Annotated in this window: 22 protein-coding genes, 1 tRNA gene and 3 rRNA genes; 5 read left to right on the top strand and 21 right to left on the bottom strand. The window is 53.6% G+C overall.

The genetic code is table 11. The annotated features are described in order from the left end of the window. Positions 1 to 25: 25 nt before the first annotated feature. From EnteroDNA1_RS11835 to rrf (EnteroDNA1_RS11820), 4 genes are all read left to right on the top strand, one after another. Positions 26 to 2,930, top strand: a 23S ribosomal RNA gene (locus EnteroDNA1_RS11835). 70 nt (positions 2,931 to 3,000) lie between these two features. Next, positions 3,001 to 3,116 (top strand): 5S ribosomal RNA (rrf, locus tag EnteroDNA1_RS11830). 14 nt (positions 3,117 to 3,130) lie between these two features. Next, positions 3,131 to 3,206 (top strand) — tRNA-Thr (locus tag EnteroDNA1_RS11825). 43 nt (positions 3,207 to 3,249) lie between these two features. Beyond that, a 5S ribosomal RNA gene (gene rrf, locus EnteroDNA1_RS11820) occupies positions 3,250 to 3,365 on the top strand. Between the two features lie 104 nt (positions 3,366 to 3,469). Here rrf (EnteroDNA1_RS11820) and EnteroDNA1_RS11815 read toward each other — a convergent pair. The 7 genes from EnteroDNA1_RS11815 to EnteroDNA1_RS11785 all read right to left on the bottom strand — a co-directional run bounded on the left by EnteroDNA1_RS11815 (position 3,470) and on the right by EnteroDNA1_RS11785 (position 12,886). After that, complete coding sequence (locus tag EnteroDNA1_RS11815; protein WP_023309440.1) at positions 3,470 to 4,228, bottom strand: amino acid ABC transporter ATP-binding protein; 759 nt, start codon at positions 4,226 to 4,228, stop codon at positions 3,470 to 3,472. A 7-nt stretch (positions 4,229 to 4,235) separates the two neighbouring features. Further along, the gene (locus EnteroDNA1_RS11810; protein ID WP_069303358.1) at positions 4,236 to 5,339 is read right to left on the bottom strand and encodes an amino acid ABC transporter permease; all 1,104 of its coding nucleotides are present in this window, start codon (positions 5,337 to 5,339) and stop codon (positions 4,236 to 4,238) included. A 9-nt stretch (positions 5,340 to 5,348) separates the two neighbouring features. Then, positions 5,349 to 6,530 carry an amino acid ABC transporter permease gene (locus tag EnteroDNA1_RS11805; RefSeq protein WP_048981143.1) on the bottom strand — a complete coding sequence of 394 codons (1,182 nt, stop codon included), beginning with the start codon at positions 6,528 to 6,530 and terminating at the stop codon, positions 5,349 to 5,351. 67 nt (positions 6,531 to 6,597) lie between these two features. After that, on the bottom strand, positions 6,598 to 7,623 hold the full coding sequence (locus EnteroDNA1_RS11800) for an amino acid ABC transporter substrate-binding protein (protein ID WP_023333654.1): 1,026 nt from the start codon (positions 7,621 to 7,623) through the stop codon (positions 6,598 to 6,600). 473 nt (positions 7,624 to 8,096) lie between these two features. Then, positions 8,097 to 8,318 (bottom strand): lipoprotein, encoded by a 222-nt coding sequence (locus EnteroDNA1_RS11795; RefSeq protein ID WP_008502867.1) that lies wholly within the window; start codon positions 8,316 to 8,318, stop codon positions 8,097 to 8,099. A 303-nt stretch (positions 8,319 to 8,621) separates the two neighbouring features. Continuing rightward, positions 8,622 to 11,735 (bottom strand): efflux RND transporter permease subunit, encoded by a 3,114-nt coding sequence (locus EnteroDNA1_RS11790; RefSeq protein ID WP_069303357.1) that lies wholly within the window; start codon positions 11,733 to 11,735, stop codon positions 8,622 to 8,624. An 11-nt stretch (positions 11,736 to 11,746) separates the two neighbouring features. Continuing rightward, entirely contained in the window at positions 11,747 to 12,886 is a 1,140-nt protein-coding gene (locus tag EnteroDNA1_RS11785; protein ID WP_069303356.1) for an efflux RND transporter periplasmic adaptor subunit, read from the bottom strand. A 385-nt stretch (positions 12,887 to 13,271) separates the two neighbouring features. On the opposite strand from EnteroDNA1_RS11785, the gene envR reads away from it, so the two are divergent. Further along, a complete protein-coding gene (gene envR, locus EnteroDNA1_RS21900; protein WP_071891644.1) occupies positions 13,272 to 13,991 on the top strand; it encodes an acrEF/envCD operon transcriptional regulator in 720 nt (239 codons plus the stop codon). On the opposite strand, the gene EnteroDNA1_RS11780 is transcribed toward envR, so the two are convergent. From EnteroDNA1_RS11780 to acuI, 14 genes are all read right to left on the bottom strand, one after another. Next, positions 13,907 to 15,988: a putative bifunctional diguanylate cyclase/phosphodiesterase gene (locus tag EnteroDNA1_RS11780; protein WP_069303355.1), complete on the bottom strand. Its 2,082-nt coding sequence runs from the start codon at positions 15,986 to 15,988 to the stop codon at positions 13,907 to 13,909. The genes envR and EnteroDNA1_RS11780 overlap by 85 nt on opposite strands. A 139-nt stretch (positions 15,989 to 16,127) precedes the next feature. Further along, entirely contained in the window at positions 16,128 to 16,292 is a 165-nt protein-coding gene (locus EnteroDNA1_RS11775; RefSeq protein ID WP_008502862.1) for a DUF2556 family protein, read from the bottom strand. A 177-nt stretch (positions 16,293 to 16,469) separates the two neighbouring features. Next, positions 16,470 to 16,766 (bottom strand): DNA-binding transcriptional regulator Fis, encoded by a 297-nt coding sequence (gene fis / locus EnteroDNA1_RS11770; protein ID WP_000462905.1) that lies wholly within the window; start codon positions 16,764 to 16,766, stop codon positions 16,470 to 16,472. Between the two features lie 23 nt (positions 16,767 to 16,789). Next, positions 16,790 to 17,755: a tRNA dihydrouridine synthase DusB gene (gene dusB / locus EnteroDNA1_RS11765; protein ID WP_023309409.1), complete on the bottom strand. Its 966-nt coding sequence runs from the start codon at positions 17,753 to 17,755 to the stop codon at positions 16,790 to 16,792. A 330-nt stretch (positions 17,756 to 18,085) separates the two neighbouring features. After that, positions 18,086 to 18,826, bottom strand: a complete 741-nt coding sequence (locus EnteroDNA1_RS11760; protein WP_033146772.1) for a carbonic anhydrase — start codon at positions 18,824 to 18,826, stop codon at positions 18,086 to 18,088. 128 nt (positions 18,827 to 18,954) lie between these two features. Beyond that, positions 18,955 to 19,836, bottom strand: coding sequence for a 50S ribosomal protein L11 methyltransferase (gene prmA / locus EnteroDNA1_RS11755; RefSeq protein WP_047650964.1), 882 nt, complete (start codon positions 19,834 to 19,836; stop codon positions 18,955 to 18,957). An 11-nt stretch (positions 19,837 to 19,847) separates the two neighbouring features. Next, on the bottom strand, positions 19,848 to 21,299 hold the full coding sequence (gene panF, locus EnteroDNA1_RS11750; protein ID WP_048981157.1) for a sodium/pantothenate symporter: 1,452 nt from the start codon (positions 21,297 to 21,299) through the stop codon (positions 19,848 to 19,850). Then, positions 21,289 to 21,531, bottom strand: coding sequence for a YhdT family protein (locus EnteroDNA1_RS11745; RefSeq protein WP_006178860.1), 243 nt, complete (start codon positions 21,529 to 21,531; stop codon positions 21,289 to 21,291). Before EnteroDNA1_RS11745 ends, panF begins: the two co-directional genes overlap by 11 nt. 108 nt (positions 21,532 to 21,639) lie before the next feature. Continuing rightward, on the bottom strand, positions 21,640 to 22,989 hold the full coding sequence (accC, locus tag EnteroDNA1_RS11740; protein ID WP_023333644.1) for an acetyl-CoA carboxylase biotin carboxylase subunit: 1,350 nt from the start codon (positions 22,987 to 22,989) through the stop codon (positions 21,640 to 21,642). A gap of 10 nt (positions 22,990 to 22,999) precedes the next feature. After that, positions 23,000 to 23,461, bottom strand: a complete 462-nt coding sequence (gene accB / locus EnteroDNA1_RS11735) for an acetyl-CoA carboxylase biotin carboxyl carrier protein (protein WP_010436174.1) — start codon at positions 23,459 to 23,461, stop codon at positions 23,000 to 23,002. Positions 23,462 to 23,482: 21 nt separating this feature from the next. After that, a complete protein-coding gene (aroQ, locus tag EnteroDNA1_RS11730) occupies positions 23,483 to 23,935 on the bottom strand; it encodes a type II 3-dehydroquinate dehydratase (protein ID WP_023309405.1) in 453 nt (150 codons plus the stop codon). A 234-nt stretch (positions 23,936 to 24,169) separates the two neighbouring features. Next, positions 24,170 to 24,769, bottom strand: coding sequence for a protein-methionine-sulfoxide reductase heme-binding subunit MsrQ (msrQ, locus tag EnteroDNA1_RS11725; RefSeq protein ID WP_032659655.1), 600 nt, complete (start codon positions 24,767 to 24,769; stop codon positions 24,170 to 24,172). Further along, complete coding sequence (msrP, locus tag EnteroDNA1_RS11720; RefSeq protein ID WP_069303354.1) at positions 24,770 to 25,771, bottom strand: protein-methionine-sulfoxide reductase catalytic subunit MsrP; 1,002 nt, start codon at positions 25,769 to 25,771, stop codon at positions 24,770 to 24,772. Between the two features lie 77 nt (positions 25,772 to 25,848). Further along, positions 25,849 to 26,823, bottom strand: coding sequence for an acrylyl-CoA reductase (NADPH) (acuI, locus tag EnteroDNA1_RS11715; RefSeq protein ID WP_048981160.1), 975 nt, complete (start codon positions 26,821 to 26,823; stop codon positions 25,849 to 25,851). Positions 26,824 to 26,964: the final 141 nt, after the last annotated feature.

Genomic DNA, 26,964 nt, shown 5'->3' with positions numbered 1-26,964 from the left:
GAAGTGAAACATCTTCGGGTTGTGAGGTTAAGCGACTAAGCGTACACGGTGGATGCCCTGGCAGTCAGAGGCGATGAAGGACGTGCTAATCTGCGAAAAGCGCCGGCGAGGTGATATGAACCTTTGACCCGGCGATGTCCGAATGGGGAAACCCAGTGTGATTCGTCACACTATCGTTAACTGAATACATAGGTTAACGAGGCGAACCGGGGGAACTGAAACATCTAAGTACCCCGAGGAAAAGAAATCAACCGAGATTCCCCCAGTAGCGGCGAGCGAACGGGGAGCAGCCCAGAGTCTGAATCAGCTTGTGTGTTAGTGGAAGCGTCTGGAAAGTCGCACGGTACAGGGTGACAGTCCCGTACACGAAAGCACACAGGCTGTGAACTCGAAGAGTAGGGCGGGACACGTGGTATCCTGTCTGAATATGGGGGGACCATCCTCCAAGGCTAAATACTCCTGACTGACCGATAGTGAACCAGTACCGTGAGGGAAAGGCGAAAAGAACCCCGGCGAGGGGAGTGAAAAAGAACCTGAAACCGTGTACGTACAAGCAGTGGGAGCACCCTTGTGGTGTGACTGCGTACCTTTTGTATAATGGGTCAGCGACTTATATTCTGTAGCAAGGTTAACCGTATAGGGGAGCCGAAGGGAAACCGAGTCTTAACTGGGCGTTAAGTTGCAGGGTATAGACCCGAAACCCGGTGATCTAGCCATGGGCAGGTTGAAGGTTGGGTAACACTAACTGGAGGACCGAACCGACTAATGTTGAAAAATTAGCGGATGACTTGTGGCTGGGGGTGAAAGGCCAATCAAACCGGGAGATAGCTGGTTCTCCCCGAAAGCTATTTAGGTAGCGCCTCGTGAACTCATCTTCGGGGGTAGAGCACTGTTTCGGCTAGGGGGCCATCCCGGCTTACCAACCCGATGCAAACTACGAATACCGAAGAATGTTATCACGGGAGACACACGGCGGGTGCTAACGTCCGTCGTGAAGAGGGAAACAACCCAGACCGCCAGCTAAGGTCCCAAAGTCATGGTTAAGTGGGAAACGATGTGGGAAGGCACAGACAGCCAGGATGTTGGCTTAGAAGCAGCCATCATTTAAAGAAAGCGTAATAGCTCACTGGTCGAGTCGGCCTGCGCGGAAGATGTAACGGGGCTAAACCATGCACCGAAGCTGCGGCAGCGACGCTTAGGCGTTGTTGGGTAGGGGAGCGTTCTGTAAGCCGTTGAAGGTGTCCTGTGAGGGGTGCTGGAGGTATCAGAAGTGCGAATGCTGACATAAGTAACGATAAAGCGGGTGAAAAGCCCGCTCGCCGGAAGACCAAGGGTTCCTGTCCAACGTTAATCGGGGCAGGGTGAGTCGACCCCTAAGGCGAGGCCGAAAGGCGTAGTCGATGGGAAACAGGTTAATATTCCTGTACTTGGTGTTACTGCGAAGGGGGGACGGAGAAGGCTATGTTAGCCGGGCGACGGTTGTCCCGGTTTAAGCATGTAGGCGGAGGTTCCAGGTAAATCCGGTACCTTTTAACGCTGAGGTGTGATGACGAGGCACTACGGTGCTGAAGTAACAAATGCCCTGCTTCCAGGAAAAGCCTCTAAGCATCAGGTAACATCAAATCGTACCCCAAACCGACACAGGTGGTCAGGTAGAGAATACCAAGGCGCTTGAGAGAACTCGGGTGAAGGAACTAGGCAAAATGGTGCCGTAACTTCGGGAGAAGGCACGCTGATATGTAGGTGAAGCCCCTGCGGGTGGAGCTGAAATCAGTCGAAGATACCAGCTGGCTGCAACTGTTTATTAAAAACACAGCACTGTGCAAACACGAAAGTGGACGTATACGGTGTGACGCCTGCCCGGTGCCGGAAGGTTAATTGATGGGGTTAGCGGCAACGCGAAGCTCTTGATCGAAGCCCCGGTAAACGGCGGCCGTAACTATAACGGTCCTAAGGTAGCGAAATTCCTTGTCGGGTAAGTTCCGACCTGCACGAATGGCGTAATGATGGCCAGGCTGTCTCCACCCGAGACTCAGTGAAATTGAACTCGCTGTGAAGATGCAGTGTACCCGCGGCAAGACGGAAAGACCCCGTGAACCTTTACTATAGCTTGACACTGAACACTGGTCCTTGATGTGTAGGATAGGTGGGAGGCTTTGAAGCGTGGACGCCAGTCTGCGTGGAGCCAACCTTGAAATACCACCCTTTAATGGCTGGTGTTCTAACGTAGACCCGTGATCCGGGTTGCGGACAGTGTCTGGTGGGTAGTTTGACTGGGGCGGTCTCCTCCCAAAGAGTAACGGAGGAGCACGAAGGTTAGCTAATCCTGGTCGGACATCAGGAGGTTAGTGCAATGGCATAAGCTAGCTTGACTGCGAGAGTGACGGCTCGAGCAGGTGCGAAAGCAGGTCATAGTGATCCGGTGGTTCTGAATGGAAGGGCCATCGCTCAACGGATAAAAGGTACTCCGGGGATAACAGGCTGATACCGCCCAAGAGTTCATATCGACGGCGGTGTTTGGCACCTCGATGTCGGCTCATCACATCCTGGGGCTGAAGTAGGTCCCAAGGGTATGGCTGTTCGCCATTTAAAGTGGTACGCGAGCTGGGTTTAGAACGTCGTGAGACAGTTCGGTCCCTATCTGCCGTGGGCGCTGGAGAATTGAGGGGGGCTGCTCCTAGTACGAGAGGACCGGAGTGGACGCATCACTGGTGTTCGGGTTGTCATGCCAATGGCACTGCCCGGTAGCTAAATGCGGAAAAGATAAGTGCTGAAAGCATCTAAGCACGAAACTTGCCCCGAGATGAGTTCTCCCTGACCCTTTAAGGGTCCTGAAGGAACGTTGAAGACTACGACGTTGATAGGTCGGGTGTGTAAGCGCAGCGATGCGTTGAGCTAACCGATACTAATGAACCGTGAGGCTTAACCTTACAACGCCGAAGCTGTTTCGGCGGATGAGACAGAGACGATTTTCAGCCTGATACAGATTAACAGAATTTGCCTGGCGGCTTTAGCGCGGTGGTCCCACCTGACCCCATGCCGAACTCAGAAGTGAAACGCCGTAGCGCCGATGGTAGTGTGGGGTCTCCCCATGTGAGAGTAGGGAACTGCCAGGCATCAAATTTAGCGTGCTGATATGGCTCAGTTGGTAGAGCGCACCCTTGGTAAGGGTGAGGTCCCCAGTTCGACTCTGGGTATCAGCACCACTTTATACTTAGGTTAAAGTTCGGCAAGAAGTAAAAGAATTTGTCTGGCGGCTTTAGCGCGGTGGTCCCACCTGACCCCATGCCGAACTCAGAAGTGAAACGCCGTAGCGCCGATGGTAGTGTGGGGTCTCCCCATGTGAGAGTAGGGAACTGCCAGACATCAAATAAGTGAAAAGGCCATCCGAAAGGATGGCCTTTTTGCGTTTATGGGCGAAAAAAGGTAGGCCGGGTAAGGCGAAGCCTCCACCCGGCAGAGCAAACACCTAATGAATTACCTGTGACAGGAATGCTCGCGTACGTTCTGACTTCGGATGGGCAAAGAACTCATCCGGCGGCGCCTGTTCGACAATCTCACCGCGGTCCATAAAGATCACCCGGTCGGCCACGGTTCGCGCAAACCCCATCTCATGCGTCACACACAGCATGGTCATGCCGGATTGTGCCAGCCCAATCATGGTGTCCAGAACCTCTTTCACCATTTCTGGATCGAGGGCAGATGTCGGTTCATCAAACAGCATAATTTTCGGCTTCATACACAGCGAACGGGCGATAGCCACACGCTGCTGTTGGCCACCCGATATCTGGCCAGGGAACTTATTGGCATGCTCTGCGATACGTACGCGTTCCAGGTAGTGCATTGCCAACGCCTCCGCTTCCTTTTTCGGCATCTTTCGTACCCAAATCGGCGCAAGCGTACAGTTCTGCAGAACGGTCAGGTGCGGAAACAGATTAAAGTGCTGAAATACCATTCCTACTTCCTGACGTACGCGTTCGATATTGCGGATATCTTCATTCAGCTCGATACCATCAACCACAATGCGTCCTTGCTGATGTTCTTCAAGATGATTAATACAGCGAATGGTTGTGGATTTTCCGGAGCCCGAAGGGCCGCAAAGGACGATGCGTTCTCCCTGCTTTACCTTAAGATTAATGTCCCTCAGGACATGAAATTGTCCGTACCATTTATTCACATTTTCCAGCGTAATCATCGCGTCGGCGGGTGTCATAGTTATTTGGCTCATAATTTCCTCAGTGCGGTGTACGCCCGGTGTTAAAGCGCTTTTCCAGATGCTGGCTGTAGCGCGACATGCTAAAACAAAAGATCCAGTAGATCAGGGCAGCAAAGACATATCCTTCGGTGGACATACCCAGCCAGACAGGGTCAACGGTTGCCTGTTGCACGCTGCTAAAGAGATCGAACAATCCGATAATGATCACCAGGCTGGTATCCTTGAAGAGGGCAATGATCGTGTTGACCAGACCCGGAATGACCAGCTTGAGTGCTTGTGGAAGAATGACCAGTCCCTGCGTTTTCCAGTAACCGAGAGCCAGTGATTCCGCCGCTTCGTACTGGCCCTTAGGCAACGCTTGCAGACCACCACGTACAACTTCAGCGACATAGGCGGACTGGAAGAGAATCACCCCCACCAGGGCACGGATCAGCTTGTCGATGGTTGTTCCCTCTGCCATAAACAGCGGCAGCATGACTGATGACATAAACAGAACGGTGATAAGCGGTACGCCGCGCCAGAACTCAATGAAGATAACGGAGAGCACGCGGACGATCGGCATTTTTGAACGCCGTCCCAGGGCCAGTAAAATCCCCCACGGTAAAGCACCGGCTATCCCCACTGAAGCGATAATCAGCGTCAGCGTCAGCCCGCCCCACTGGCGTGTTTCAACGCGTTCCAGTCCCAGGAAACCGCCATACAACAGTACCCAGACAATAATCGGATAAACCACGGCCCAGCCGGCAATATAGCGTCCTCGATGTGGCAGCTTTTTCCAGAACATAGCCGCGACAGAGAGCAGGCCGACAACCAGCGCCAGATTTATCCGCCAGCGCTGTTCGTGCGGATACAATCCATACATGAACTGGCCGAAGCGCTCATGAATAAACACCCAGCAGGCGCCGGCTTTAGTGCAGTCAGCTCGGGTTGAACCGACCCAGTTGGCCTGTAAAAACGCCCAGTTCAGCAGGGGAGGAATCAATTCCCACATGAGCCACAGGCAGACAATCGTCAGCAGGCTGTTGCTCCAGCTGGAGAAAAGATTCTTACGCGCCCAGAGAATGAAACGTCCACCTGTCGAGTTGGCAGGGCGCGAGGAGTGCGACAGTATCGCTTTTGTCATCATAGATCCTTAGCGCTCGACCAGTGCTATACGGCGGTTATAAAGGTTCATCAGCAGTGAAATCACCAGGCTGATGATCAGATAGACAGACATCGTGATGGCGATGGTTTCAATGGCTTGTCCGGTCTGGTTAAGCACGGTTCCGGCGAAGAGTGACACCATATCCGGATAACCAATCGCAGCGGCCAGCGACGAGTTTTTGACAATATTGAGATACTGGCTGGTCAGGGGGGGAATGATGACCCGTAAAGCCTGCGGAATAATGACCTGACGAAGCGTCACGGTATGGGGTAATCCCAGCGAGCGTGCCGCCTCGTGCTGTCCATAAGGAACGGCCTGGATCCCTGCACGGATAATCTCTGCGATAAACGCGGACGTATAAATCGACAGCGCCAGCGTCAGGGCTGCCAGCTCGGGAATTAATACCATTCCGCCCTGAAAGTTAAAGCCCCGCAGATGTGGAATATCCCAGTGCAAAGCGGCCCCAAACAGCCAGTGTGCAATTAGCGGGAGGCTAACGATCAGGACAACTGCCGTGGGCCAGGTTCTACGAAGCTGACCGGTTTTGATCTGATGCTTGCGGTTAAAACGGAATACCCCCGCAGAGAGCGCAAGCACTATCACAATCGCGCCGATAAAAGCGTACAGCCCTTCACCCGGCTGAGGAGAAGGAATGGACAACCCACGGTTACTCAGGAAGAACAGCTCAAACGCGTCGACGGCCTGGCGGGGACCGGGAAGGTTACGCAGTACGGCGAAATACCAGAAGAAGATCTGCAGGAGCGGGGGGATATTGCGGAACGTCTCGATGTAAACAGTCGACAGTTTCCGCAGAAGCCAGTTTTCAGAAAGACGCGCCAGGCCAATAAAGAAGCCCAGTATCGACGCGAAGACGATACAAAGCGCCGATACCAACAGCGTATTCAGTAAACCGACCACGAACACGCGTCCGTACGTGTCACCTTCCTGGTAATCAATAAGGTGCTGAACAATACCAAACCCCGCGCTGCGATCTAAAAACGCGAAACCGGAGGTAATGCCGCGGTTATTCAGGTTGGTGATGGTGTTATGGATGAGATACACGGCGATGAGAACAACCGCAACAATAGCAATAATCTGGAATAGCCAGGCGCGGACCGCGGGATGAGAAAAGGATAGCGATCCTTTTACGGCTGAGCGGCGATGGGACATAAAGAAACCTCAGTAACCATGACTCTGGAGTGGGCACTGCCGGAGCAGTGCCCGTTACAGCTATGACTTAACGTACTGGTGGTGCGTACTGAATACCGCCGTTGTTCCAGAGATTGTTCTGGCCGCGTTTGATCTTCAGCGGGCTTTCCGATCCCACGTTGCGCTCAAAGATCTCAGAGTAGTTGCCCACCTGTTTGATGATGTTGTAAGCCCACTTGTTATCCAGCTTCAGATCCTTGCCGAAATCACCTTCTTTACCGAGCAGGTGTGCCATATCCGGGTTGGATGGCTTAGCGGCTTTCTCATCAACGTTTTTAGAGTTGATGCCCATCTCTTCTGCGTTCAGCATGGCAAACAGCGTCCAGCGAACAATGGAGAACCAGTCTTCATCACCACGACGAACGACGGGGCCGAGAGGCTCTTTGGAGATGACTTCAGGCAGGACAATCCACTCTGCCGGGTTGCTCAGCTTAATGCGTAAGGCATACAGCTGTGACTGGTCAGAGGCCAGCGTGTCGCAACGGCCGGATTCCAGCGCTTTGGCCGATTCATCCGAGCGGTCGAATGTCACAGGGGTGTATTTCATGTTGTTTGCTTTGAAATAATCCGCGACGTTCAGCTCGGTATCGGTGCCCGCCTGGATACAAACGGTGGCGCCATCCAGTTCCTTGGCGCTTTTCAGGCCCGCTTTATTGTGGGTCAGGAAGCCGATGCCGTCATAATAGGTCACGCCCGTAAATGACATCCCCATGCCGGCATCACGGGAGGAAGTCCAGGTGGTATTACGGGAGAGCATGTCGACCTCACCGGACTGCAGCGCCGTAAAGCGTTCTTTCGCCGTCAGCGGGGTATATTTTACTTTGCTGTCATCGCCAAAAACGGCGGCTGCAACGCCACGGCAGACATCCACATCAATACCGGTAAATTTGCCGTTCGCATCGGCATAAGAGAAGCCAGGCAAACCGTCACTGATACCACATTGAACAAAACCTTTCTTTTTAACGGCATCCAGTGTTGTTCCCGCATGGGCTTGACCGGCTACGGCAAACAACATGCCTGCAGCGGCCAGGCTGGCTATCATCGTCTTTTTCATAATGCATCCTGTGTGGCGAAATTTATCGTTATAGAGGCGTTTTTAAACGCTTTACCTGTCTGTGGCTTTGGCCAACGTTTATAAAGCAAACGTAATGCCAGTTTTGCGTTCGACAAAATAAGAGACGAGTGAACGCTTAATGCTGAGTGTAGACAGGCTTAAATAAAATGAGCGCCCCAGAACGGTGCGAAATTACAACCTGTGCCACAAATCGGAGCAAAAGTTGCGAGTTGGGTCAGGAAAAAGACGAGATAGTTTTCAGCGTGAATATTGGCAGGGTATTCAATAATCTTAATGTGTGAAAATCATCACGATAGAATAAGTAATTTGAATGAATATGCGAAAAAGTTGTGACTGACTTCAGGCTTAGATTAATTTAGTGAATATTTACAGGGCTATTTTTTTACTTATTTGAAAATATTGCACTCATTAAAAGCAAAAGCGCGGCCAGAGCCGCGCTTTCTCAACAGATGTTACTTCGTGAGGGCAACAATACCCAGTGTTAAACCCGCTACTGCGGCAGCACCGCCGGCGATAGCACCCGCAGTCTCCCAGTTATCCTGGGTGGTGCCTTTCATACAGGTATTGGTATGAACCAGTCGGCCCTGGTCGTCGTAAACCGGTACACATGGAGAATCGTGCGCGCAACCAGCAAGCAGCGCAGCGAGAAGTGCAACGGAAATGAATCTTTTCATGATGTTACCTCAGTATTATTTCTCATCCGCTATAAAGCCAGGAGGGCTATTAACGAACTGGAGGTTATTTTACCACCGGGGTAAGTCCTCGTTACACGAGGAATAATCTCAAATTATGTAGTTTGTAAAAATCGTGGAGAAAAGTCGGTTTCAGGAGGAATTAATGGAGACATTATGGAGTTGCAAGAGACTGTTTTTACTTAATGCAAATCATCATATTCTTAATGCTTCCTTTATGTAAAACCTAATTGGTTGTTTAAGTTAAAAATAAAAAGGCACCAGAGGTGCCTTTTCAGGGAAACATTAACCTTTATGGTGAGTAAACCGTCGCCGAACAACCACAAAGAAAACGGGCACGAAGAAAATCGCCAGAAGCGTTGCGGAAAGCATTCCCCCCATAACGCCCGTACCGACGGCGTTTTGCGCGCCGCTCCCGGCCCCGGTGCTGATCACCAGCGGCATGACGCCAAGAATAAAGGCCAGGGATGTCATCAGGATCGGTCGAAGGCGCATCCTGGAAGCTTCCAGCGTGGCTTCAATAATGCCTTTGCCTTCTTTATCCATCAGGTCTTTAGCAAATTCGACGATCAGGATGGCGTTTTTCGCCGATAAACCAATCGTCGTCAGCAGGCCGACCTGGAAATAGACGTCATTGTTTAACCCGCGCAACGACGCTGCGAGAAGAGCCCCAATGACCCCAAGCGGCACAACCAGCATAACGGAGAACGGAATGGACCAGCTTTCATACAGCGCAGCCAGGCACAGGAACACCACGATCAGTGAAATGGCGTACAGGGCAGGCGCCTGGTTACCCGAGAGCCGCTCCTGATAAGACATCCCCGTCCAGTCATAGCCGATGCCGGAAGGCAGTTTTGCCGCGAGACTTTCCATCATAGCCATGGCCTCACCGGTGCTTTTACCCGGGGCTGATTCACCCAGGATCTCCATAGAGGGCATCCCGTTATAGCGTTCCAGACGAGGTGAACCATACACCCAGCGAGCGTTGCTGAAGGCGGAGAACGGGACCATTTCCCCATTCGCGCTGCGCACGTAAAGGTTGTTAATATCTCCCGGCAACATACGGAATTTTGCGTCGGCCTGGACGTAGACCTTTTTCACTCGGCCATGATCGATAAAGTCATTCACATAGGTGCCACCTAAGGCCGTCGAAATCGTCTGGTTGACGTCAGAAAGGCTGACGCCCAGCGCCTGCGCTTTCTCCTGATCGACATCCAGCTTGAACTGAGGCGTATCTTCAAGACCGTTAGGGCGTACGCGAACCAGCAGGTCAGGGTGCTCATGCACCATGCTGAGCAGTTGGTTACGCGCCTGCGTCAGCTGGGTATGCCCCAGGTTGGCCTGATCGATCAATTCAAAATCGAAGCCCGTGGCGGTACCCAGTTCGATAATTGCAGGCAGGTTAAACGGGAACACGAGGCCATCTGTAATTTGACTGAAGGCTTTTGTCGCGCGGCTCACAATGGCTTCGACGCCGTTTTCCGCCCCCGGGCGCTCCTCCCAGGGCTTCAGGCTGACGAAGGCGATACCGGCGTTCTGACCCTGGCCGCTAAAGCTAAAGCCGTTTACGGTAAAGACGGATTCCACGTTCGCCTTTTCGTTGTTCAGATAGTAGTCCTGAACCTGATCGAGGACCTGCTGAGTACGCGTCTGGGTTGCACCCGCCGGGAGTTGAACCATCGTCATAAACACCCCCTGATCCTCTTCGGGCAGGAAGGAGGTAGGCAAGCGCAGGAAGAGCACCGCCATCCCTCCGACGATAATGACGTACACTGCCAGATAGCGCCCTGTCTTACGCAAAATACCGCTCACGCTGTTGCTGTAGTGCTCCACGCTTTTATCAAAGAGCGCATTAAACCAGCCGAAGAAGCCGCCTTTCTTCTCATGATGGTCGCCGGATACGGGCTTAAGCAACGTTGCGCAGAGTGCGGGCGTCAGGATTAGCGCAACCAGTACGGACAACGCCATCGCGGAAACGATAGTCAGCGAGAACTGGCGATAGATCGCCCCCGTTGAGCCGCCAAAAAAGGCCATCGGAATAAAGACCGCCGAGAGCACCATGGCGATCCCCACCAGTGCACCCTGGATCTGCTCCATCGACTTCTGCGTGGCCTCTTTCGGCGGCAGTTTGTCTTCGACCATGACGCGTTCAACGTTCTCAACGACCACGATAGCGTCATCGACCAGCAGACCTATCGCCAGCACCATACCGAACATCGTCAGGGTGTTGATGGAGAAACCGAATGCCGCCAGAACCGCAAAGGTACCCAGCAGAACGACCGGCACCGCGATAGTCGGGATGAGCGTCGCCCGCAGGTTTTGCAGGAACAGGTACATCACCAGGAAGACGAGAACGATCGCTTCAAACAGGGTCTTCACCACTTCGTGAATGGAGATTTTCACAAAAGGGGTGGTGTCATAGGGATAGACCACTTTCAGCCCCTGCGGGAAGAACTGCTGCAGCTGCGCCAGCTTGCTCTTAATGGCTGCCGCGGTGTCCAGCGCATTTGCCCCGGTTGCCAGCTTAATCCCCAGGCCGGTTGCCGCCTGCCCGTTGATTTTAGTGACCATGTTGTAGTTTTCGCCACCCAGCTCAATACGAGCCACGTCCTTCAGATGAACCATCGAGCCGTCCTGATTCACCTTGAGCGTCACGCGGCCAAACTCCTCCGGTGATTTCAGGCGGGTTTGCGCGATGATCGAGGCATTCAGCTGCTGCCCGGGAATGGACGGCGTTCCGCCCAGCTGGCCTGCCGCTATCTGGTCGTTCTGCGTTTTCAGCTGGTTGATAATATCCTGCGGCGTCAGCTGGTATTTGTTCATCGCATTGCTGTCGAGCCAGATGCGCATCGCATACTGGGCGCCAAACAGCTGAACGTCACCGACGCCAGACGTTCGGCTGATGGCATCTTTGACGTTCGAAGCGACATAGTCAGAGATGTCATTCTGCGTGAGATTTTTGTTGTCTGAAACAAAGCCAGCGACCAGCAGGAAGCTGCTGCTGGATTTCTCCACGCCAATCCCTTGCTGCTGAACCTCTTGCGGCAGCAGCGGCATGGCGAGCTGCAGCTTGTTCTGCACCTGTACCTGGGCGATGTCCGGATCGGTTCCTGACTCGAAGGTCAGGGTGATGGTGACGTTACCCGCCGAATCGCTGGTGGAGGACATATACATCAGCTTATCGATACCGTTCATGTTCTGTTCGATAACCTGGGTCACGGTATCCTGCACCGTTTGAGCGTCCGCTCCCGGGTAAGTCGCGGATATCGCCACGGCGGGAGGAGCAATGGTCGGATACTGTGCGACGGGAAGTTTGAGAATGGCCAGCCCGCCTGCAATCATCAAAATGATGGCAAGTACCCAGGCGAAAACCGGTCTCTGAATAAAGAAATTAGCCATGTCGTCGTCCCTTAACCGGCTGGCGTCGTGGTGATATCAGGCGTGGCGACGACGGTTACCCCGGGTCTGACTTTCTGTAGCCCGCTGACTATCACGCGGTCACCGTTTTTCAGCCCTTCCGTCACCAGCCAGCGATCGCCAATTGCCTGAGGGGCCACGACGGTTCGCGGCTCAACCTGGTTTTTATCGTTCACCACCAGCACGGTTGCATCGCCTCGCGGTGTACGGGTCACGCCCTGCTGTGGTACCAGAATCGCATCCGGCTGGGTGCCTTCATCAATGCGGGCGCGAACAAACATGCCGGGTAACAACAGATGCTGAGGGTTCCGGAAAATGGCGCGCAGGGTGATCGAGCCGGTACTTTCATCGACCGTGACGTCAGAGAACTGCAATGTGCCTTTTAGCGGGTAGGGCTGCCCGTTCTCCATCAGCAGCTCAACGTTGCTGGCGATATCACCTTTTTGCAGGCTCGTTTGTTTCAGGCGCATAAAATCATTACTGGACTGGGTGACATCAACATAAATCGGATCGAGCAGCTGGACCGTTGCCAGCGCTGCGGCTTGCCCGTTCGTCACCAGCGCCCCTTCGGTCACGCTGGATTTTCCGATACGACCATCAACCGGAGAGGTCACTTTGGTGTAGGCAAGGTTGATACGTGCGCTCTCAACACCCGCTTTTGCGGCAACCACGCTGGCATCTGCCTGCTGAGCCGTCGCCACGGCCTGGTCATACTCCTGCTTACTGACATACTGGGTGCCTACCAGCGGGAGATAACGTTTCACCGTCAGGTGCGCAATATTGGCCGCCGCCTGAGCCTTCGCCAGTTCGCCTTTCGCGCTGTCATAGGCTGCCTGATAGGGCGCAGGATCAATCTGGTAAAGTGACTCGCCCGCTTTTACATCGCTACCCTCCGCGAAGTTACGGCGCAGGATAATGCCGCTAACCTGAGGACGAACCTCCGCAACGCGAAATGCATCTGTTCTGCCCGGGAGTTCAGTGGTGACCGCCAGAGGCGCGCTTTTCACAATATGCACGCTGACCTGAGGCACCTGCTGGTGTTGCTGTTGATTTTCCTGACCATCGCATCCAGTGAGCAGTACCGCGCAGACAATGAAACCGGATAAGGGCAAACGTCTGAAATGATTCGTCATTACTGTTCCTTTAAATACCCATTCACCGATATATGCCGCGAATCGGTAGCAGGGGCAGAGGGATAAAAATAAAATGTAGCTGCGTATAATAATGAGGGTATTTAATGTTTTTTAATTTATAAGTGCGAATGACCATGCTCGTAGAAAAAATCAGAATCAGACCGGGTCCATTCAGGGATATACTTCAGGCATGTTAATCAGGTAAATGAGTTTAATGTTTTTAATTATTCACTCCGCCAATTTAATTGGGGCGATATATTTATATTGATTATAAATTAAGAGGGGTGACTTTTTTTGTGCAAAATTAAAACGGATTTTAGTGAATACTTACATTTGCATGAACGCAATATTACTTTTAAACCTTGTGAGTAACGAGTGGTTGCCTATGGCGCGTAAAAAGAAAGAAGAGGCTCAACAAACCCGGCAGCAGCTGATTGAGGCGGCTATCGAACAGTTTGCGACGCGTGGCGTAGCCAGCACGACGCTGACGGATATCGCTGATGCTGCTAAGGTGACGCGCGGCGCGATATACTGGCACTTCACCAGTAAATCTGAAATATTTAATGCCATCTGGGAACAACAATTACCGCTTCGCGAGATTATTCATGACAGGCTTTCCCTTTCCGATAGTGACGATCCATTGTTAAAACTTCGTGAGCAATTTATTACCGCGCTGCAGTATATTGCCCATGAACCCCGGCAATGTGCGCTTTTACAAATTCTGTATCATAAGTGTGAATTTAGCAGTGATATGATTTCTGAGCGCGAAATCAGAAAGCGTATCGGATTCAACGATGACACGCTACGCGCCACGCTGGAGACCTGTATTTCGCGAAACATCATTTCGCCACAGGTGAATGTTGATCTCACCTTGATTGTATTCCACGGTTTTTTTAGCGGAATAATTAAAAACTGGTTAATGAATAACGACAGTTTTAATCTTTATCAGCAGGCTCCCGCTCTGGTCGATAGCATACTGGCGACACTCCCGGTTATTCGCGTGTCGCCAGATGAGGGTGCTTATTGCTCAGCGCCGGGTAACATTTCCCCTCGGGCACAAAGTGCTTCTATGGTCTGCGCGCTGACGGGTTTACCTAACAGATAACCCTGAAGGGTGTTACAGCCCAGCTCGGTTAAAAAGGCTTGCTGCGCTTCGGTTTCCACACCTTCAGCCACGACTTTCAGGTTAAGTGTTTTAGCGAGAGCCACAATCGCAGAGACAATAGTGGCATCCTCGCTCTCGCCGCTGAGCTCTTGCACAAACGCCCTGTCGATTTTCAATTCACAGGCCGGTAAGCGCTTGAGGTACAGCAGGCTCGAATATCCGGTGCCAAAATCATCAATAGAGGCCTTCACCCCCGCATTCGTCAGCTCTGTCAGCACCCGTACGCTCTCATCCGGGTTACTCATCGCCGTGGTTTCCGTCACTTCGAGGATCAACATTTCCGGTGGCACCTGGTGAAGTGCCAGGCAGTCGAGAACCGTTTTAACCAGCGAAGGTTGTTCAAACTGCAGTGTCGACAGGTTTACCGCCATTGACCAGCTTTGATGTCCCTGAAGATGCCATTCCCGCAGCTGGCGACAGGCTTCATTAATCACCCAGTTGCCAATCGGGACGATCAGCCCCGTTTTTTCCGCCAGCGGCAGAAAAAGGTCCGGCGTCAGTAACCCTTGCTTAGGATGCTGCCAGCGCAACAGCGCCTCGAATCCGAGGACCGGGCCCGCCGGGGCGTGAAATTTTGGCTGATACAGCAGGCGCAGCTCATTGCGATCGATCGCCATCCACAAATCGTTCATTAACTGGAGATGGGTCTGCGCCAGGGTGTTCATGGAGGGCTGGAAGAAGTGGTAACCGTTACGGCCCATATGCTTCGTGTGATACATCGCCGCGTCGGCGTTAAACATCAGCTCACGCTCGGTTTTGCCGTCGTGAGGGTACAGCGCGATACCAATGCTGAGGGTCACCACCAGTTCATAGGGGCTGAGATTGAAGGGGCTATCGATCGCGCGCACCAGCGAATTCGCCAGCGATGCCGCGTCGTCCGGACCTTCTCCCTCTGCCAGCAGAACAAATTCATCACCGCCGATGCGTGCAAGGGTGAACTGGCCTTTCAGGAGAAGCAGCAGACGCTGCGTAACGGCGACCAGCAGCCTGTCACCGACATCATGGCCGTAGGCGTCATTGATAGCTTTAAAGCCGTCAAGATCCATGAACATCAGGGCAAAGTGATTCCCTTCACGATCGGCTTTGCTGATGGCCTGATCGAGTCTGTCTTCCAGCAGGATACGGTTGGGCAGACGCGTCAGGGTATCGTGTAGCGCCAGCTGAGCGAGTTCCCGGTTAGCTTCTGCCAGCGACGAGGCCAGAAGGGCGGTGCGTGCCTGAAGGCGGGCATCCAGCATCGACACCAGCAGGGTGATCCCAAGAATAGAGAGCGCGACGACGCTGACCAGCACCGCCAGCCAGCTCCCGTTAATCCCCTCATGGTGAACCACTGTGGACATCGGAAACTGCGCCGCTTTCATCCCGGCATAGTGCATGCCGGCAATGGCAATTCCCATCGTGATGGCGGCACCCATGCGCATCAGCACGACCTGCGCGGCTTCGCGACGCAGGCGGAAGGTCAGCCATAATGCCGCGAGTGAAGCGGCAAGCGCAATCACGACCGAAATGGCCACCCAGACCTTGTCCCAGATTATCCCGGGCATCACCTCCAGCGCCGCCATGCCGGTGTAATGCATGGCCACAATACCGCTCCCCATCACCAGCGCGCCGGGCAGCAGTCGGCGCAGGCGTAGTTGCTCGCAGCTCACAAGCCATAGCGCAAACAGCGACGAACCCACGGCGATGACCATGGATAGCACCGTCAGGGTGGCGTTGTAGCTCATGCTCATGGAGAGGTCCATCGCCAGCATGCCGATAAAATGCATGGCCCACACGCCAATCCCCATAGCAATACCGCCGCCAGCCAGCCAGACGCGGGCAGCGACGCCCTCACTCCCGGCGACACGTGCAGCCATGTTCAGCGCGGTATACGCAGCAAGAATGGCAACAACAAAGGAGAGGACGACAAGGATATGGTTGTATTGGCTGACCAGCATGGACGGTTCTACTCGAGTGTGGGGTTACGCTAGAGCGGTTGAGAAGGGCGAGACATTATCACCGTCAGGTAATGGCTCAAAGGGATTTAAATCCCCGTTTTTAGTGGGTAATAACGGGGTGATTTGCGCAATCGGGCGGTTAGTCGAGCTCTGAGCAGTTCACGAGTTTCAGCGGATTGACGGAGTTCATATTGCGACACTTATCGGTTTCGGTGCTCATCAGTTCAATCCACTGCATCAGGAGTGCATCGAAAATGAGAACGGAGATTGCAAAGACAACCAGCCACCAGTATTTACGAATCATTGTGTCATTCCGCGGGAAGAGCGCCAGTAAGGTGGGGGAAATATACACGAAAAATCGGGGTTGAAAAGCAGGAGAGGCGAAGGTTTACAATGCGTTGACGGAGAAGCGCAGGTAATAAAAAAGGCGCTTCCCCATGCCGAAGAGCGCCTTTTTAAACAAGCATTTAACTGATTAGTATCAGTTCATGCCGTATTTTTTCAGTTTCTTACGCAGAGTACCACGGTTGATACCCATCATCAGCGCAGCGCGGGTTTGGTTACCGCGGGTGTATTGCATCACCATGTCCAACAGTGGCTGTTCAACTTCAGCCAGTACCAGCTCATACAGGTCATTAACATCCTGACCGTTCAGTTGAGCAAAATAGTTCTTCAGTGCCTGTTTAACCGAGTCACGCAGGGGCTTTTGAGTTACCTGGTCCTGAGAGTTAACGGTAGAAACGGTCAGTACGTCAGAATTTACGCGTTGTTCGAACATAGTTCTGTCAGCTCTTTATTTCATTACGCAAGATTTTCGAAGTATGCCTCCAACGCCTCCAGCTGTACGCTGGCATCCTCTATGGCGTTGAATGTGCGCCGAAACTGGTCATCTGGAGCGTGCTCCTGGAGATACCAGGAGACGTGTTTACGCGCAATTCGGTACCCTTTTGCCTGACCGTAGTGGTCATGCAGTTCCCGAACATGCGAACAAAGCAAGCGCTTAACCTCTGCCAAAGGCAGCGGGGCAAGCAGCTCCCCAGTGTCCAGATAATGCTGGATTTCCCGGAAGATCCAGGGTCTTCCCTGAGCTGCACGTCCTATCATCAGAGCATCAGCTCCCGTATAGTCGAGTACAGCCCTGGCTTTAAGCGGGTCAGTTATGTCGCCATTCGCGATAATCGGAATGGAAACTTTCTGCTTAACTGCCCGAATGCTGTCGTATTCAGCTTCACCGTTGAACAAACAGGCGCGAGTGCGTCCATGGATGGTCAGGGCCTGAATGCCACAGTCTTCGGCCAGTTGGGCAATCTCTACACAGTTACGGTGTTCCGGCGACCAACCCGTGCGAATCTTCAACGTAACAGGAACGTCCACCGCGCTGACAACCGCCGTCAGGATAGCTTTCACCTGGTCGGGGTATTGCAGAAGGGCTGAACCTGCAAGCTTGCGATTCACCTTTTTGGCCGGGCACCCCATATTGATATCAATAATCTGGGCACCACTTTCCACGTTAATCCGCGCGGCATCTGCCATCTCTTCAGGCACGCTTCCGGCAATTTGCACGGTGCGAATACCTGGTTCATCAACGTGCACCATCCGAAGGCGGGATTTATCGCTTTCCCAAACCTGCGGGTTAGACGACATCATCTCGGATACGGTTAAACCGGCTCCCATCTCATAGCACAGCGTCCTGAACGGCCGGTCTGTAATACCTGCCATTGGGGCTGCGATCAGGCGATTTCTAAGCTGGTGGTGTCCGATGCGCATGAGTTAAGAAATGACCATACTGTGACTGCAAGGCGGCGTATATTACGCATTTTTTGCACGAGATGAAAGGCCAAACTTTGAACAATCCACTGTTGTAGATCAAGGAATCGCCGCCCAATCTTCCCGTTAAAAATTATTCATTATTTAAATCATTAAGTTATATGGTAATGGTTATTTTATGGGCGCTTACAATTTCCCGTAACTTCTCATCATTTCTGAATAAATGCGTCGCTGAAGCGGGATAATCTGCTGTTTTTAACAGCAGATTTCCCCACTTCTTTGCGATCTGCGTCGCATTTTAGAACATGATCGTCATGCGAAAAATGCGTGTTATTCGACCACGACGCGCCCATGCAGCGATTGTACCGGACGGTTATTATCGTGATGCATTGTTCGGGTGAATCTGGCAAGTTGTTCTGCAGAAACCGTCAGGGGCTGCTTAAGTACAATCCAGGTAACGCCTTCTGAACACGGTGGAGTGGTCAGTGAACCGCTAAAGCGCCAGTACGTTTTATTTTTTGGCAGCAGTTTGTTCAGGTTGAGATCCTGTTTGATGGAGACGTTCTGCTCGGCCTGCTGAGGCATAACGCGCCACAGTTTTTCAAGCTCCGGGTTTGCGGCCCCTTTATCAAACATGACCGCCACCACCGTCAGTTCCCCACTGGCATTTTTATGAACCAGATGCATTTCCATCGCGTACCTCTTGCCATGTACGGTGTTTTCGCTCGGCGCGTGGAAATGGAACTGCTGTAACGTCCAGGTTTGCTTATCGAGAGTAAGGGTATCGCGGGTGTTCGCCTGTTCACCTGCCTGAATGGTATGGCCATTGTTCGTCAGCGTAACAGGGCCGTCAACGTAGTGGGTTTGTAGCGGGGAGAGATGGGCGTTAGTGGTCGAATCAATATTAACAGGAGACTGGTTCATACCGCTTTGACAGGTCTTGTATGCCTCGTCCATCTCGCCCCAGTGTTGCGGTGAACCTTCCCCTTCATAGCTCCAGTGTGATGCAAATGCTGAAGCCGAAATCATGCTCAGCGCCAGCAGCGCTGCCTTGCCTGTAACGTGTGTCATCATATTCTTCCGGTGAATTTTTGTAATACAAATCAACATGATTTGTAGGGTTATTTTACCGAAGAATGAACGGGGGAGAGAGGATTATCAGAGGGTGAGAGGCGTGGTCAGATGACCACGCCAGATTCTTATTTTTTACGCCCGGTGATGCGGCACCACTCTTCTTTTTCCACCACCGGGTCGAGGGCAAAGAGATCGGCGTAGGCTTCACACACGCTGTCGGCCTGGCTTGCCAGGATACCGGAAAGCCCCAGCAGACCGCCCTCAACGGGCAGCACGCTGATTAACGGGGCCAGTTCGCGCAGTGGGCCCGCCAGAATGTTAGCGACCACCACATCGGCTTTCATGGCGTCTGGCTGAGCATCCGGCAGATACAGCTCCAGACGATCGGAGACGCCGTTACGCTCGGCATTATCGCGGCTGGCCTGAATCGCCTGCGGATCGATATCGATCCCGATGGCTTTTGCCGCGCCCAGCTTCAGGGCTGCAATCGCGAGGATCCCGGATCCACAGCCGAAGTCGATCACTGTCTTACCGTCCAGATCCAGACCATCCAGCCACTGCAGGCACAGAGATGTGGTTGGGTGAGTACCGGTACCAAACGCCAGGCCCGGGTCGAGCATCACGTTCACTGCGCTTTCATCAGGGACATCGCGCCAGCTCGGACAGATCCACAGACGTTTGCCGAACTGCATCGGGTGGAAGTTATCCATCCACTCGCGTTCCCAGTCTTTATCTTCCAGCTGTTCGATTTTATGCACGAAACCTGCGCCCAGCAGAGGATGATTCTCCAGAATCGCGACAACCTCTTTCATATCGGTTTCGGCATCAAACAGGCCAATAACGTCGGTATCACCCCACAGGCGGGTTTCGCCCGGCAGCGGCTCAAAGACCGGCGTGTCATGCGTGTCCTGGAAGGTGATAGAGACCGAACCGGCCTCCATCAGCGCATCGCTCAGCTCTTCGGCGTTCGCGCCGGTTGTGTTCAGTTTTAGTTGGATCCACGGCATGGCAAAACTCTTTATTTATCAGTAGAAATCATAGCGGGTTGTGGGACGGGCTGACCGAAACGGTTCCCCACCACAAACGCCAGTAAACTTAGCAGTAACGAAGGCACAATTGGATGGAAGCCCAGGTACTGAATCTTAAACGTTGCGAGGACGGCGTAAAGCACGCCGCCTACAATCATCGCGCTCAGCGCACCGGCGGCATTCGCGCGCTCCCAGTAGAGCCCTAACACCAGCGGCCACAGGAATACCGCTTCAAGCCCACCAAATGCCAGCAGGTTCAGCCAGATGATCATCTCCGGCGGGCGCCACGCGGCTAACAGCAGCAATGCCCCTAACACCAAAGTAATAACGGCCGACATGCGCTTCAGGCGCCGTTCATTCTCTGCCTGCTCAGGACGCAGGTTCAAATAGAGATCTTTAATGATCGTAGCGGAACTTTGCAGCAGCTGAGCGTTGATGGTCGACATAATGGCGGCCATCGGTGCGGCGAGGAAGATCCCGGCGGCAAATGGCGGCAGCACTTTAACCATCAGGGTTGGGATAACCAGATCGGGTACGGTAAGGTCAGGAATAACTGCCCGACCTAACGCGCCCGCCAGGTGCATACCAAACATCAGGATTGCGACAACGATAGTGCCGATAATGATACCTCTGTGCACGGCTTTGCTGTCTTTGTAAGAGATACAGCGTACGGCGGTATGCGGCAGGCCAATCACCCCAAAGCACACCAACACCCAGAACGAGGTCATAAAGGTTGGCGAAAGGATGTCATCCGCGCCCTGCGGCGAAACCAGTTTTGGATCGATCGTCTCGAGCGTTTCAACCGCATGGCTCAGGCCGCCCGCGGCGTGGACGATGCCGACCAGCAGGACAAGAGTGCCGATAAGCATAACCATGCCCTGCATCGTATCGTTCAGCACGCTGGCGCGGAATCCGCCAAACGCGGTATACAGCGCAATGCTGACTCCGAAGATGATCAAGCCTGTCTCGTAGGGAATACCCGCTGCCGTTTCCAGCAGGCGTGCCCCGCCGATAAACTGTACCGTCATTGCGCCAATAAAGGCCACCAGCAGGCTTAAGCTGGCCAGCCACACCAGTAAACGGCTCTGATAGCGGGCAAACAGCATATCGTTGAGCGTCACGGCATTATAACGGCGCGCCAGAATGGCAAATTTTTTACCCAGTATGCCCAGCGAGAGCCAGACGGCAGGAAGCTGGATCATCGCCAGCAGCACCCAGCCTAACCCGTATTTATAGGCTGCTCCGGGTCCGCCGATAAACGAACTGGCGCTGATGTAGGTCGCGGTCAGCGTCATGGCCAGCACGACGCCGCCCATCGAGCGGCTGCCAAGAAAATACTCGTTCAGGAAGGTGCCCGTCGTTCTTTTACGCATGGCGTAAACGGATAAACCAAACACCACTAACAAGTAAGCGATAAGCGGCAGAATGACTTCAAGCTGCATCATCGTCCTCCAGCGGAATATCGCGATAAATGAATTTCACCATTGCCCAGCACAGCAGGATGAAGACCAGCGGTACCAGCAGACACGCCATTTCGAACCAGTGCGGCAGGCCGGTGATGCCAATAGCGGAGTCAGGTAAGTAAGCAGTTACTAACCATGCAGCGAGATAGAGAAGGGTCAGCCACAGCGCCCAGCGCGCTTCTTTATGGGCCTGAACAAAACGTTTGTCCATTTTTTGTCCCTTGTGGATGAAGAAAGCGGGGATTGTACATGATGGGGCCTGGCGATCCCCAGAAATAAAAAAGGCCGGATAATCCGGCCTTTTAGCAACACAGGTCTCTTACTTCTCGTTCAGACCGAGTTTTTTCTCCAGATAGTGGATATTAGTTCCACCATTCTGGAAGTGCTCGTCGCTCATGATACGCATCTGCAGATCTACGTTGGTTTTGATACCGTCGATGATCAGCTCCTGCAGGGCGTTTTTCATGCGGGCAATCGCCACGTCACGGTTTTCGCCGTAGCAGATAAGCTTGCCGATCATTGAGTCATAGTACGGCGGTACGGTGTAACCGGCGTAGATATGAGACTCCCAGCGCACACCAAAGCCACCCGGCGCGTGGAAACGCGTGATTTTACCCGGGCTTGGCAGGAAGGTGTTCGGGTCTTCGGCGTTGATACGGCACTCTACCGCATGGCCTTTCACCACAACTTCTTCCTGCTTGATGGACAGCGGCTGGCCTGCAGCGATACGCAGCTGTTCTTTGATCAGGTCAACGCCGGTGATCATTTCGGTAACCGGGTGTTCAACCTGAATACGGGTGTTCATTTCGATGAAATAGAACTCGCCGTTTTCGAACAGGAACTCAAAGGTACCTGCACCGCGATAGCCGATATCGACACACGCTTTGGAGCAACGCTCGCCGATGTAGCGACGCAGTTCCGGGGTAATGCCCGGTGCTGGTGCTTCTTCGACCACTTTCTGGTGACGACGCTGCATGGAGCAGTCACGTTCTGCCAGATAGATCGCGTTACCCTGACCGTCAGCCAGCACCTGAATTTCGATGTGGCGTGGGTTTTCCAGGTATTTTTCCATGTACACCATGTCATTGCTGAAAGCGGCTTTCGCTTCTGCTTTGGTCATGGAGATGGACTGCGCCAGTTCAGCATCGCTACGCACAACGCGCATACCGCGACCGCCGCCGCCGCCGGACGCCTTGATGATAACCGGGTAGCCAATGCGTTTAGCATGAGCACGGTTAGCATCCATGTCGTCGGTCAGAGGGCCGTCAGAGCCTGGTACGGTTGGAACACCGGCTTTTTTCATCGCGGTGATTGCAGACACTTTGTCGCCCATCAGGCGGATGGTGTCGGCTTTCGGGCCGATGAAGATGAAGCCAGAGCGTTCAACCTGCTCAGCAAAGTTGGCGTTCTCAGAGAGGAAGCCGTAACCCGGATGAATTGCCACCGCGCCGGTGATTTCAGCGGCGCTGATGATAGCCGGGATGTTCAGATAGCTTTTTACGGACGGAGCCGGGCCAATACAGACCGTCTCATCCGCCAGCAATACGTGTTTTAAATCGCGATCCGCGCTTGAGTGCACAGCGACGGTCTTGATGCCCAGTTCTTTACAGGCACGAAGAATACGCAGTGCGATCTCGCCGCGGTTGGCGATAACAATTTTATCCAGCATGTACGCCTCGTTACTCGATGACGACCAGCGGCTCGTCAAATTCAACCGGCTGACCACTTTCGACCAGAATCGCTTTAACAGTACCTGATTTGTCTGCTTCGATCTGGTTCATCATTTTCATCGCTTCAACGATGCACAGGGTATCGCCTACGTTGACTTTCTGACCCACTTCGATGAACGCCTTCGCGTCCGGGCTCGGGGTGCGGTAGAAAGTACCAACCATTGGGGAACGTACGATGTGACCACTGATTTCTGCTGCAGCGGCAGGTGCGGCTTCAGCTGCTGGCGCAACGGCTGCGGAGAGCGCAGGCTGCTGCACTGGCGCAGCATAAGCTTGCTGCATTACCGGGAAGCTAGCGGCTGGGGCTGCACGGCTGATGCGTACAGACTCTTCGCCTTCAGAAATTTCCAGTTCGGAGATGCCTGATTCTTCAACCAGCTCGATCAGTTTTTTAATCTTACGAATATCCATGAGTGGGTTCCGTACTCTTGTTTAGTGTGATTGTGACAAGCGTTTTACCGCTGTCTGTAAAGCGTATGAATAGCCGTCTGCGCCCAGTCCACAGATAACGCCAGCAGCGATATCTGACAGATACGAATGGTGACGGAACGGCTCTCGGGCGTGCACATTACTCAGGTGGATCTCGATAAACGGGATACTCACCGCGAGCAGTGCGTCGCGGATAGCAACACTGGTGTGCGTAAACGCGGCCGGATTGATCAGGATATAGTCCACATTGTCTTTAGCCTGATGAATACGGTCGATGAGTGCGTACTCCGCATTCGACTGAAAATGATCCAAATCCACATTCAGTGACGCTGCTTCCGTTCCCAGACGGTTAACAATTTCACTCAATGTTAGCGTGCCGTACTTCTCTGGCTCACGGGTGCCGAGCATGTTCAGGTTCGGTCCGTTCAAAACTAAGATATGGAATTTATCAGTCATTATGCCGCTATCTCCTGCGATTTTCGGGTAAAAAACAAAATATACCTTCGAAACGCAAATGTCACCTTTTCAGAGGCTTAAAACCGCTGTCAGGCGAACCAAGGTCGCACATTATAACGATTTCGTAGCATTTAGCAGCTAAATACTGGTCTTATCAGGGAAGATTATCAACCGCTATCCGAAAAAGATTTGCGGTTGACGGGTAATCTGCGGGAAAACGCACAGTTTCGCGAACTATCGCAACCACTGGCGGAACTTCTTGTAACGCCATGCCAAAAGCGCCACGGCCGCCAGTGCATAAAGGATTGGCTGCGGCGAGAGGATCTTCACCGACCACAGGTAATGAATGGGAGCGAGGATCGCGACAAGATAGACGAAGTTATGCAGAAGCTGCCAGCGCCTGCCCAGTTTTCGCTGCGCATATTGCGTGGATGTCAGCGCTAACGCCAGTAAAACCACCCAGCTCACGATACCCAGCGTCAGATAAGGACGTGTCACCAGTTCGCGGCCAAGCAGCGCCAGATTGTTAATTCCCAGTTCCAGCAGGGCGTAGCTGGTGAGGTGCAGCGTCGCCCAGGCAAAACACCATAGCCCTAACAGGCGACGGGTGCGTATCAATAAGGGCTGTTTAGCGTAGCGCGCCAGCGGCGAGACGAGCAAGGTGGCCAGCAAAAATTTCAGAGCCATCCGACCGGTAAAATGCTGGATATCCTTCGCCGGGTCTGCGCTAAAGAGCCCCTGGCTTGCGGCCCAGAACAGCCATATAAAAGGAAGCAGCCCGGCCAGGTGCAGCAGCACTTTCAGCCAGGTAATCTGTTTTGCCGTTAAACGCACTCAGAAGTTCTCCCGTAAGTTGAGGCCACGGTAAAGCGAGGCCACTTCATCCGCATAGCCGTTAAACAGCAGCGTCGGCTGGCGCTTCACGTCCAGCGCACCGCCGGAACCGATAAACCGCTCGGTTGCCTGCGACCAGCGCGGATGATCCACGTGCGGGTTCACGTTGGCGAAGAAACCGTATTCGTCCGGGGCCGCCAGATTCCAGGTGGTTGGCGGACGTTCGCGGGTAAGCTTAATGCTGACGATAGACTTAATCCCTTTGAAGCCATATTTCCACGGTACGGTTAAACGGATGGGGGCACCGTTCTGCGGCGGAAGCGCTTTGCCATAAACGCCAACGGTCAGCAGGGTGAGGGGGTGCATAGCTTCGTCGAGACGTAGCCCTTCCACATATGGATATTCAAGCCCGCCGCCGATGAACCGATCTTTCTGCCCGGGCATCTCGTCCGGCGCATAGCGCGTCTGGAAAGCGACATATTTTGCATTGCTGGTGGGTTCAACCATCGCCAGCAGTTTATGCAGCGGGAAGCCGACCCAGGGCACAACCATCGACCAGGCTTCCACGCAGCGCATGCGATAGATACGCTCTTCGAGCGGGAAACTGGTGGTGAGATCGTGATGGTCCAGCGTCAGGGGTTTCGCCACTTCGCCATCAATTTTCAGCGTCCACGGATCGGTTTTGAGGCTCCCCGCGTTGGCGGCAGGATCGGCCTTATCGAGACCAAATTCGTAGAAGTTGTTGTAGCCGGTAACTTTATCTTCCGGCGTGAGCGTCAGCTTGTTTTGCCATTCGGCCGGTTTGGTAAAGGTGAGCGGGGCGCCGGATGGGGCCTTTGGCCGATCGTTGCCTTTAAACCAGTCGAGCAGGTCGGCGTGTGCCGCGGGAGAGAGCGTCAGGGCTGTGGCGCTGATGCCAAGCATTTTCAGGATCTGGCGGCGCTGTAACATAAAGACAGACTCAGACGTTACGTCAGCTTCCGTCAGTTTTCGGTTTTTCATGGCATCCTCCGTCATGCGTTTTTCTAAGCATGACGGAGGAGAGGGATTCGCGCGAATATGTCACGAAAATTTGAAGATTAGGCGATTTTCACCAGCGCGCGGCCGTGGAATTGGTTGTCCATGATCTTACTGGCGTATTCCGGCGCCTGGCTGAGGGTTATCTCCGTTGCGCTCTGGGTATAGAAAGATTCCGGCAGATCGCGCACCAGCCGTTCCCAGGCTTGATGACGACGGGCCGGCGGGGTCATCACGGAATCCACGCCCTGCAGGCGTACGTTACGCAGAATAAATGGCATCACGGTGGTTGGCAGGGCAAATCCGCCCGCCAGACCGCAGGCTGCCACGCAGCCGCCGTAGTTCATCTGCGCCAGGACTTTTGCCAGCACCTTATCACCGACGGTATCCACCGCCCCAGCCCAAACCTGTTTTTCCAGCGGACGGGTTTCGGCAAATTCGTCGCGGCTGAGAATGCGGCTGGCACCGAGCTGGCGCAGATAGTCATGGGTGCTTTCTCGGCCGGAAACCGCAGCGACCTGATAGCCCAGCTTGTGGAGCAGCGTGACTGCCGTGCTGCCCACGCCTCCGCTGGCGCCGGTGACGACAATTTCCCCTGACTCAGGGCGGATAGCTGCATCTTCCAGCGCCATCACGCACAGCATGGCGGTAAAGCCTGCCGTGCCGACGATCATCGCCTTGCGGCCATCCATGCCTTTCGGCACAGGCACCAGCCAGTCGCCCTTCACGCGCGCCTGCGTTGCCAGCCCGCCCCAGTGATTTTCACCCACGCCCCAGCCGGTGAGCAGCACATGCTGGCCCGGATGGAAGCGCGGATCCTCGCTGGTATGAACCCGCCCAGCGAAATCGATCCCCGGCACCATAGGGAAATTTCGGATGATTTTACCCTTACCGGTAATAGCCAGCGCATCTTTATAATTTAAACTGGACCAGTCGATGTCGACGGTTACGTCGCCTTCCGGCAGGCGACTCTCTTCAACCGCCTGCACTGAGGCAAGCGTTTTGCCGTCCTGCTGTTCTAAGATCAAAGCCTGCATACGGGGTCCTCACGACTCAGATGATTGGAAAATAATTTCTGAAGACTATACTCGCTCAGGGAAACGCAGTGCCGATTTAACGCAATAAATTGCCAGATACGCCCGATTTGGTAGTATGCCGCATTTGAAATGCAAGTTAGC

Origin of the sequence: Enterobacter sp. HK169, assembly GCF_001719105.1 — a bacterium.
GTDB classification, from domain to species: domain Bacteria; phylum Pseudomonadota; class Gammaproteobacteria; order Enterobacterales; family Enterobacteriaceae; genus Enterobacter; species Enterobacter asburiae_B.
The sequence above is the reverse complement of the archived record's forward strand: the minus strand, read 5'-3'. Positions and strand labels throughout refer to the sequence as shown.

Excerpts from the sequence above, each read along its gene's own strand:
- EnteroDNA1_RS11815 (WP_023309440.1), bottom strand. The coding sequence starts at position 4,228 with ATGAGCCAAATAACTATGACACCCGCCGACGCGATGATTACGCTGGAA.
- EnteroDNA1_RS11810 (WP_069303358.1), bottom strand. The coding sequence starts at position 5,339 with ATGACAAAAGCGATACTGTCGCACTCCTCGCGCCCTGCCAACTCGACA.
- EnteroDNA1_RS11805 (WP_048981143.1), bottom strand. The coding sequence starts at position 6,530 with ATGTCCCATCGCCGCTCAGCCGTAAAAGGATCGCTATCCTTTTCTCAT.
- EnteroDNA1_RS11800 (WP_023333654.1), bottom strand. The coding sequence starts at position 7,623 with ATGAAAAAGACGATGATAGCCAGCCTGGCCGCTGCAGGCATGTTGTTT.
- EnteroDNA1_RS11795 (WP_008502867.1), bottom strand. The coding sequence starts at position 8,318 with ATGAAAAGATTCATTTCCGTTGCACTTCTCGCTGCGCTGCTTGCTGGT.
- EnteroDNA1_RS11790 (WP_069303357.1), bottom strand. The coding sequence starts at position 11,735 with ATGGCTAATTTCTTTATTCAGAGACCGGTTTTCGCCTGGGTACTTGCC.
- EnteroDNA1_RS11785 (WP_069303356.1), bottom strand. The coding sequence starts at position 12,886 with ATGACGAATCATTTCAGACGTTTGCCCTTATCCGGTTTCATTGTCTGC.
- envR (WP_071891644.1), top strand. The coding sequence starts at position 13,272 with ATGGCGCGTAAAAAGAAAGAAGAGGCTCAACAAACCCGGCAGCAGCTG.
- EnteroDNA1_RS11780 (WP_069303355.1), bottom strand. The coding sequence starts at position 15,988 with ATGCTGGTCAGCCAATACAACCATATCCTTGTCGTCCTCTCCTTTGTT.
- EnteroDNA1_RS11775 (WP_008502862.1), bottom strand. The coding sequence starts at position 16,292 with ATGATTCGTAAATACTGGTGGCTGGTTGTCTTTGCAATCTCCGTTCTC.
- fis (WP_000462905.1), bottom strand. The coding sequence starts at position 16,766 with ATGTTCGAACAACGCGTAAATTCTGACGTACTGACCGTTTCTACCGTT.
- dusB (WP_023309409.1), bottom strand. The coding sequence starts at position 17,755 with ATGCGCATCGGACACCACCAGCTTAGAAATCGCCTGATCGCAGCCCCA.
- EnteroDNA1_RS11760 (WP_033146772.1), bottom strand. The coding sequence starts at position 18,826 with ATGACACACGTTACAGGCAAGGCAGCGCTGCTGGCGCTGAGCATGATT.
- prmA (WP_047650964.1), bottom strand. The coding sequence starts at position 19,836 with ATGCCGTGGATCCAACTAAAACTGAACACAACCGGCGCGAACGCCGAA.
- panF (WP_048981157.1), bottom strand. The coding sequence starts at position 21,299 with ATGCAGCTTGAAGTCATTCTGCCGCTTATCGCTTACTTGTTAGTGGTG.
- EnteroDNA1_RS11745 (WP_006178860.1), bottom strand. The coding sequence starts at position 21,531 with ATGGACAAACGTTTTGTTCAGGCCCATAAAGAAGCGCGCTGGGCGCTG.
- accC (WP_023333644.1), bottom strand. The coding sequence starts at position 22,989 with ATGCTGGATAAAATTGTTATCGCCAACCGCGGCGAGATCGCACTGCGT.
- accB (WP_010436174.1), bottom strand. The coding sequence starts at position 23,461 with ATGGATATTCGTAAGATTAAAAAACTGATCGAGCTGGTTGAAGAATCA.
- aroQ (WP_023309405.1), bottom strand. The coding sequence starts at position 23,935 with ATGACTGATAAATTCCATATCTTAGTTTTGAACGGACCGAACCTGAAC.
- msrP (WP_069303354.1), bottom strand. The coding sequence starts at position 25,771 with ATGAAAAACCGAAAACTGACGGAAGCTGACGTAACGTCTGAGTCTGTC.
- acuI (WP_048981160.1), bottom strand. The coding sequence starts at position 26,823 with ATGCAGGCTTTGATCTTAGAACAGCAGGACGGCAAAACGCTTGCCTCA.